5 protein-coding genes are annotated in these 7,248 nt (G+C 70.4%); 4 read left to right on the forward strand and 1 reads right to left on the reverse strand.

The annotated features are described in order from the left end of the window. Window positions 1-8: 8 nt before the first annotated feature. A complete protein-coding gene (locus ABZ815_RS51410; RefSeq protein ID WP_357710506.1) occupies window positions 9-563 on the reverse strand; it encodes a papain-like cysteine protease family protein in 555 nt (184 codons plus the stop codon). Between the two features lie 161 nt (window positions 564-724). On the opposite strand from ABZ815_RS51410, the gene ABZ815_RS51415 reads away from it, so the two are divergent. From ABZ815_RS51415 to ABZ815_RS51430, 4 genes are all read left to right on the forward strand, one after another. After that, on the forward strand, window positions 725-1,633 hold the full coding sequence (locus ABZ815_RS51415) for a hypothetical protein (RefSeq protein ID WP_357710508.1): 909 nt from the start codon (window positions 725-727) through the stop codon (window positions 1,631-1,633). A gap of 72 nt (window positions 1,634-1,705) precedes the next feature. Then, window positions 1,706-2,617 (forward strand): NADP-dependent oxidoreductase, encoded by a 912-nt coding sequence (locus tag ABZ815_RS51420; protein ID WP_357710511.1) that lies wholly within the window; start codon window positions 1,706-1,708, stop codon window positions 2,615-2,617. 175 nt (window positions 2,618-2,792) lie between these two features. Then, window positions 2,793-2,945 carry a hypothetical protein gene (locus ABZ815_RS51425; RefSeq protein ID WP_357710513.1) on the forward strand — a complete coding sequence of 51 codons (153 nt, stop codon included), beginning with the start codon at window positions 2,793-2,795 and terminating at the stop codon, window positions 2,943-2,945. A gap of 231 nt (window positions 2,946-3,176) precedes the next feature. After that, window positions 3,177-7,130: a metallophosphoesterase gene (locus ABZ815_RS51430; protein ID WP_357710515.1), complete on the forward strand. Its 3,954-nt coding sequence runs from the start codon at window positions 3,177-3,179 to the stop codon at window positions 7,128-7,130. The last annotated feature ends 118 nt before the right edge of the window (window positions 7,131-7,248 follow it).

The following is a 7,248-nucleotide window of genomic DNA, read 5'->3' on the forward strand; positions in this document are numbered from 1 at the left end:
GGCCTCCCTCACGCGCCGATGTAGTCGAGCGAGTGGGTCCAGAAGAACGAGGAGTTCGAGACGTAGTAGCTGTAGGTGGACCAGTTGTAGCGGGTGCTGGACGGCCACGGGTTGCTCCAGTACACGTACGACGAGCTCTGGTCGTAGCCGTAGATGACCTCCATGTGGCCGCCGCCGCTGGTCCACTGGATGCGGGCCATGATCGGGCGTTGGGCGTCGATCTCCCTGACGATGGCGGCGTAGGTGAGGTAGTCGTAGACGTACACGCCGGGGCTGATGCCGATCTGGCGGAAGGCCGTCTGGTCGTTGCCGAGGGTCGCCTGGTTGTTGGGGCAGCTCGTGTTGACGCCGCGGTTGAAGGCCAGGTTGCAGAACTGGTTCTGGCTGTAGGAGTACCCGTAGTAGGCGGCGACGGAGTTGCCCGTCGCGGCCCAGCACCAGTTGGAGTACTGCTGCGACTGCTGGGTGAAGTTCAGCTTGTACCAGGTCGCGGCGTCGGCCGGGGGGCTGCTCGCGATCCAGGTGGCCGCCGCTAGGGCGAGGGCCACGGCCAGGCGGAACATAGGCGCTCCTTCTGCTGGGGGGTGCTGCGAAGGATGTTCGACCTGCGGTGATGTCCGTACAAGAGGGAGCACATTTCCCTGACAGATCACTGTGGAAGGTGACATTTCATGACGTTCATGAAGTGATGACGAATCTGTGGAAATCTGTGAACATTCACAACGTGGCGGATGAGCTCCAGGCCGCGCTGCGCGCGGGCCCCTTTCACGTCGCCCTGCGGGCCGCGGTCGGAGCGCGGGGGCTGACCCTCGAACGGCTGCGCCACCGCCTGGCGCAGCGCGGCCTGAACGTCGGGGTGAGCACGCTGAGCTACTGGCAGCAGGGCCTGCGCCGGCCGGAGCGCGAGGAGTCGCTGCGGGCCGTGGGAGCCCTGGAGGAGATCCTCGACCTGCCGCCCCGCGCGCTGCTCGGCCTGCTCGGGCCGCCGAAGCCACGCGGACGCGCGCCCGGGGTGGCGTACTCGACCCTGTTCCGGCCGGCCCAGGTGGTCTCCGCCATGCTGGACGAGCTGGACGCGGTGGCCGACGACCGCCGCCTGCACATCGCCGTCATGTACGAGTCGCTGCGCATCGGCCCCGACCGCAGCCTCACCAGCCGCGAGACCACGCAGGTCGTCCAGGCCCACGAGGAGGGCGCCGACCGCTACATCATGATCTATCGCGGCGACGCCGGCTGCGACGTGGAGCACGTCACCGTCACCGCCCTTGAGGACTGCCGCGTCGGCCGCGTCACCAGGGACGGCGCGAGCGCCACGGTGGTCGCCGAGCTGCTGTTCGACCGGTCGCTGCGGGTCGGGGACACCCACGTGCTGCGGTACCGGATCGCCGACCTCAGCGGCGCCGAGTCCTGCTTCTACGAGCGCGGCTTCCGCTTCCCCGCCGGCCAGTACGTGCTGCGCGTGGCGTTCGACCCGGCCGAGCTGCCGGTGCGCATCCACCGCTTCGCCCGGCGCGGTCCGGGCGGCGGCGAGCCGACCGCCGCCGAGCTGACGCTGAACTCCCAGCACGCCGTCCACCTGATGGCCGCCGCCCTGCAGCCCGGCCTGGTCGGCATCCGGTGGGCCTGGCCCTGACCGGCGCGTCGCCGTCACATTCCGGGCCGCTGTCCCGTCCTGTCGTCGACAATGACGACGAACGGAGAGGTCATGACCATGAGAGCGATACGCGTTCACCGGCCCGGCGGCGACCTCGTCCTGGAGGACGCCCCCATGCCGCGCCCGGCCACCGGCGACGTGGTGGTACGCGTGCACGCGGCCGGTTTCGTCCCCGACGAGCTGGAGTGGCCGGGGACGTGGACCGACCGGGCCGGGCGGGACCGCGCGCCGTCCGTCCCCGCCCATGAGGTGGCGGGCGTGGTGTCCGAGGTCGCCTACGGCACCACCGGCCTGTCCGTGGGCGACCGCGTCTTCGGCCTGACCGACTGGCACCGCGACGGCGGCGCGGCGGAGTACGTGGCGGCCGAGGCGCGCAACCTCGCCCACATCCCCGCGAACGTCACCTTCACCGAGGCGGCCGCGCTGCCCCTCGCCGGGCTGACCGCCTGGCAGGGCCTGTTCACCCACGGCGGCCTGGAGGCGGGCCGGACGGTCGTCGTCCACGGCGCGGGCGGCGGCACCGGCACGCTCGCCGTCCAGCTCGCCCGCGAAGCCGGCGCGCACGTCATCGCCACCGGCAGGGGACGGGTCGCGGGCCTGGCGGTGGAACTGGGCGCGCACGAGTTCGTCGACCTGGAGCGGCAGTCGTTCGAGGAGGCGGTCGGGCCGGTGGACCTGATCTTCGACACGATCGGCGGCGACCTGCTCGCCCGCTCGGCGGCGAAGGTCAGGCCGGGCGGCGCGCTGGTCTCGATCACCGCGCCGCCGCCGGTCGCCCCCGAGGCGGGGCGGGCGGTGTTCTTCATCGTCGAGCCCGACCGGGCCCAGCTCGCCGAGCTGGCCGCGCGGGCGGGGGCGGGGCTGCTGCGCGCCCACGTCGGCGCGGTGTATCCGCTGGCCGAGACCGGGCAGGCGTTCCGGGCCAAGCGCGGCGTGCCGGGGAAGGTCGTGATCGAGATCTGAGGCCGGCGTCCGGGGCTGGTCCGTCGAGCGGCGGCCTGCGGTGGCAAATGTATGGATATTTCGGCCTATTGAGGAAACCTTGACCGGCCTGCCGTATGACCGTCCGGGCCACGGGCACGCGCAGTTACGGAGACAAGCGACTCGCTGACTCCCCGTATCGAAGGAAGGAACCGTCATGCCGCAGAACAAGGCCCGCAAGACGAAGTCGGGCGACAAGGACAAGGACAAGAGCCGCAGCTCCTCGACCCAGAGCCGCAGCACCGGGGACAAGAAGCCCTCCACCAACAAGTCCCAGGAGAGCAAGCACCTGCCGGGGCATCAGGGCTGACCCTGCCCGGCACGACGGCGTGACACCCGGCCCTTCGGGCCGCGGGTCACGCCGTCTCTTGTGTCGGGGTTGTTCCTGTCTGTTGGTAAATGACCAGAATGAGGAGACAGTTCCCCGTCCCTTCAGTCTCTCCATGCACAACGTTCACTCGTGCGCTCCAACGTGTCGGCTCGAAGGGCACGCCGCCTCATCGGCTGCCCGTGAACGTCATGGAAGGACCCGATGCAGCCGATGGCAGCACGACAGTTATTGGGCGGTTCAAGGAGCAGGGGACGGCTCGCCGTCACCACCGCGCTCGCGGCGGTGCTGGTGGGCGGTGTCGTGACGGCGGCCTACGCCGACCCGGGGGAGCAGGGCCGGGGACGGCCGACCCCCACCCCGACGAGCACCCCGGCCCCGCCCGCGCTCACCCCCGCCACCGGCTCGTACCTGGAGGGCACGGCGAAGCTCGCCGCCGTCCCGGTGAGCGCCGGTGACAGCGTCACGAAGCTCGACATCGACGGCGCCCCCGTCACCGCCACCCCGACGGTGGGTGTCTCCAAGCTGGCCTTCGACGTCGGCTCCAACTCCACCGAGGCGCAGTACCACAGCTACGTGCTGGTCAACGGCGCCTACAAGGCCGAGATCGGCAACTTCGTCAACCAGCGGGCCACCATCGAGATCCCGAACGGGCACCTGGTCAAGGGCGAGAACACCGTCGAAATCGTGGTCGGCACGATCCAGTCCTCCTGCGGGCAGAACTACGACGACTTCGTGCTGTCCGACGTGGGCCTCGAACTGCTCGGCGAGGTGGCCGACGGCGAGGACAACCCCTACACCTTCAACTTCGGCGACGGCAACTGCGGCAGCAACACCACGCTGCTCAAGCGCGCCACGCTCACGTTCTTCACCCAGTCCGACCCGCAGGGCACGACCGGCCTGGCCGCCGACGTGGACACCACCAAGCTGGCCAACGGCGAGCACGTCATCAGCGCCGCCACCGCGGCCGGGGGGACCGTCAGGAACACCGTGACGGTGAACAACGCCCCGGCCGGCGCGCCGCGGCTGCTGCCCACCGACGGCACGCTCGTGGCCGGCGCCAAGACGGTGTACGCGACCGTCCCGGCGGCCGGATCCGGCGGCGTCGAGTCGCTGACCGTGGACGGCGGCAAGCCGGTCACCAAGGCCACGCTCGGCAACGGCGCCGCCATGCTCGCCTTCGACGTGGGCGCGGACTCGATCGACGACAAGTACGACAACTTCCTGCTGGTCAACGGCAAGCGCATCGACCTGGGCGGCACCTGGGCGAGCCGGCGGGTGACCGTCGCGGTCCCGGCCAGGTTCCTGGCGCCCGGCGAGAACACGATCAAGGTCGTCACCGGCGACTACAAGGAGTCCTGCGGCGTCAACCGCGACGACTTCACGATCGCCAACCTCGCCCTGACCCTCGACGGCGCCACGGTGACCGGCCAGGACGTCAAGCCCTCGTACGCGCTGGGCGACGGCGACTGCGGCAGCGACCAGGCCCTCCCGCGCGAGGCAGAGCTGCGCTGGACGATCGACGCCCCCGCCGTGCACGTCACCGAGACGCTCGGCTCCGGCCAGGCGACGCTCGGCTTCACCGTGGGCAGCAACTCGATCGAGGCGCGCTACCAGAACTTCGTGCTGGTCAACGGCCAGAAGGTGGTGCTCGACGGCGACTTCGTGAGCCGCCGGGTGGACCTGCCGATCCCGAACGAGTACCTCGTGCCCGGCTGGAACACGATCGACTTCGTGGCCGGCACGTACCCGACGTCCTGCGGCGCCAACCGGGACGACTTCACGATCTCGAACATCGTCCTGACCCCGGCGCAGGGCACCGCGACCGGCCAGATGATCAAGACCTCGTACGGCATGGGCGACGGCAACTGCGGCGACACGGTGAACCCGCTGACCGAGATCGACCTGGAGTTCCTGGTGGACGCCCCGGCCCGCGGCCTGCGCGCCGACCTCGACACCACCGCGATCAAGGACGGCCGGCACACCCTGGCGGCGAAGTCCACCTCGGGCGAGACCGCCGCCCGCGTCCTGATCACCGACAACTCCGCGCCGAAGGTCGCCAGGAGCGTCCCCGCCGCGGACGAGAAGATCACCGCGACGGTCGTCCTGGACGTCAAGCTCGAAGACGCCTCCGGCGTCGTGTCCGGGCCGGACGTCAAGCTCGACGGCCAGGCCGTGGAGCTGGGCGCCAAGGTGGGCCCCGGGCTGAAGGCGGGCCGGCACACGCTGTCGGTCACCGGCGTCGACGGGCTCGGCAACACCGCGGCCCAGGAGATCGTGTTCGAGTCGGCCGGCATCCCGGACGTGCCCGCCGAGCTGACCCCGGCCCCGGGGACGGCCGACGTGTCCGACCCCGTCACGCTGTCGGCCAAGGTCGGCGAGCCCGGCGGTGGGCAGGTGTCGGCCACCTTCTCCGAGGCCAGGATCCTCACCCCGGACGAGGCGTACCAGGGCACCGCCACGACCCTGCCCACGACGCTGAAGGTGCCCGGCGAGCAGCGGGTCAAGGCCGAAGGGCTCGAACCCGGCGACGGCCGGACGCTCGACGCCCCCAGCGGCCGCGACCTCGTCTACCAGCGCTACGACGTCAAGGTTCAGGGCCACGTGGACTCGCCCGTCCTGCGCTGGGAGGGCGTCGTCGACCCCGAGCGCCTGGCCTCGCTGCGGGCGTGGAACACCAGGACCAAGGCGTGGGAGCTGCTGACCAGCGCCCGCGGCGCGGCCGACGGCAGGACCGTCCTGACCGCCGTGGTCGGCCCCGAGTACGTGGACCGGCAGGACGTGCACGTCATGGTGACCGGCGAGGACCCGTTCGCCGACGACATCGACCCCGGCGACCCGAACGGCTTCGCCGACCCCTCCACGTACGACTTCTCGATGGTGCACTTCACCGACACCCAGTACATCTCCGAGGGCGCGGTGGAGCAGGAGACCGCGCAGGAGCGCGCGGTGTGGGAGTCGGCCTACGCCGGGATCGTCAACTGGATCGCCGCCAACAAGGACCAGCGCAAGATCTCCTACGTCGCCCACACCGGCGACATCATCGAGAACAACATCCGCAAGCCCGCCGACGAGGCCATGCAGCGCGAGGTCGTCGGCGAGTTCGAGGTGTCGTCGAAGCAGCAGCGCGTGCTGGACGAGGCCGGCATCCCGAACGGCGTCATCGCCGGCAACCACGACAACCAGTCGGGCACCGAGGACGGCCCGGAGGCGATCTACAACAAGTACTACGGCCCGTCCCGCTACCAGAACGCCTCCCAGGGCTGGCAGCACGCCAAGTACGGCGGCCCGTGGAAGGAGGGCGACAACCAGAACCACTACGAGCTGTTCTCCGCGGGCGGCCTGGACTTCGTGGTCGTCGGCCTGTCGTACGGCGTGACCAGGGAGGAGGCCGAGTGGGCCGACTCGGTCTTCAAGAAGTTCCCCGGCCGTAACGGCATCCTGCTCTCGCACGACTACCTCGTGCCGAGCACCAACCCCGACGGCCGCGGCGCCGGCTTCTCCGCCCCCGACGGCTCGATGCTCTACAAGACCGTCGTCGAGAAGAACCCGAACGTCTTCCTCATCCTGGCCGGTCACGAGCACGGCGTGGGCACCAACGTGAAGCCGAAGGTCGGTCAGATCGGCAACGGCGTGGTCGAGCTGCTGGCCGACTACCAGTTCTACACGGTCTCGGCCGACCGGCTCGGGCTCACCGAGATCGGCGGCTACAAGCCGGAGGACCAGCTCCAGTTCGGGGCCAGCTACTTCCGGCTGCTCCAGTTCGACGTCAAGCGGGCCGAGCTGAGCGTGGACACCTACTCCCCGCTGCTCGGCGACTTCGGCGCCGGCGAGTTCGACCCGCTGCGCCGCTACGACGGGCGCGAGGACAACATGGTCCTGCCCGTCGACCTCACCTCCCGGACGACGAGCTTCAAGACCGACTCTCTGGCGCTCTACAAGCCCACGAAGATCATCGGCCGGAGTACCGCCACCTCGGGCCAGGTCGCCTCGGTGACCTGGAAGCACCTCAAGAACGACACGGCCTACGCCTGGTTCGTCACGGCACGCTCGGCCGGCGGCGGCGTCACCGCCTCCGAGCCCAGCGTGTTCGTCACCAAGGACGAGCGCGGACGTCCCGGCAAGTGGGATCAGGACTCGCCCATGTACCGCTGGTTCAACCGCTGATCCGTCCCTTCCGCCGCCCCGGGCCCGCGCCCGGGGCGGCGCCCTTCCCCCCTCGACCCCTGGAGATAGAAGACATGCCTCGCTGGCGCTGGCCGTACGCCGTCGTCCTCGCCGTCAT

Origin of the sequence: Nonomuraea sp. NPDC047529 (assembly GCF_040642995.1) — a bacterium.
Taxonomy (GTDB): domain Bacteria; phylum Actinomycetota; class Actinomycetes; order Streptosporangiales; family Streptosporangiaceae; genus Nonomuraea.

Excerpts from the sequence above, each read along its gene's own strand:
- ABZ815_RS51410 (WP_357710506.1), bottom strand. The coding sequence starts at position 563 with ATGTTCCGCCTGGCCGTGGCCCTCGCCCTAGCGGCGGCCACCTGGATC.
- ABZ815_RS51420 (WP_357710511.1), top strand. The coding sequence starts at position 1,706 with ATGACCATGAGAGCGATACGCGTTCACCGGCCCGGCGGCGACCTCGTC.
- ABZ815_RS51430 (WP_357710515.1), top strand. The coding sequence starts at position 3,177 with ATGGCAGCACGACAGTTATTGGGCGGTTCAAGGAGCAGGGGACGGCTC.
- ABZ815_RS51425 (WP_357710513.1), top strand. The coding sequence starts at position 2,793 with ATGCCGCAGAACAAGGCCCGCAAGACGAAGTCGGGCGACAAGGACAAG.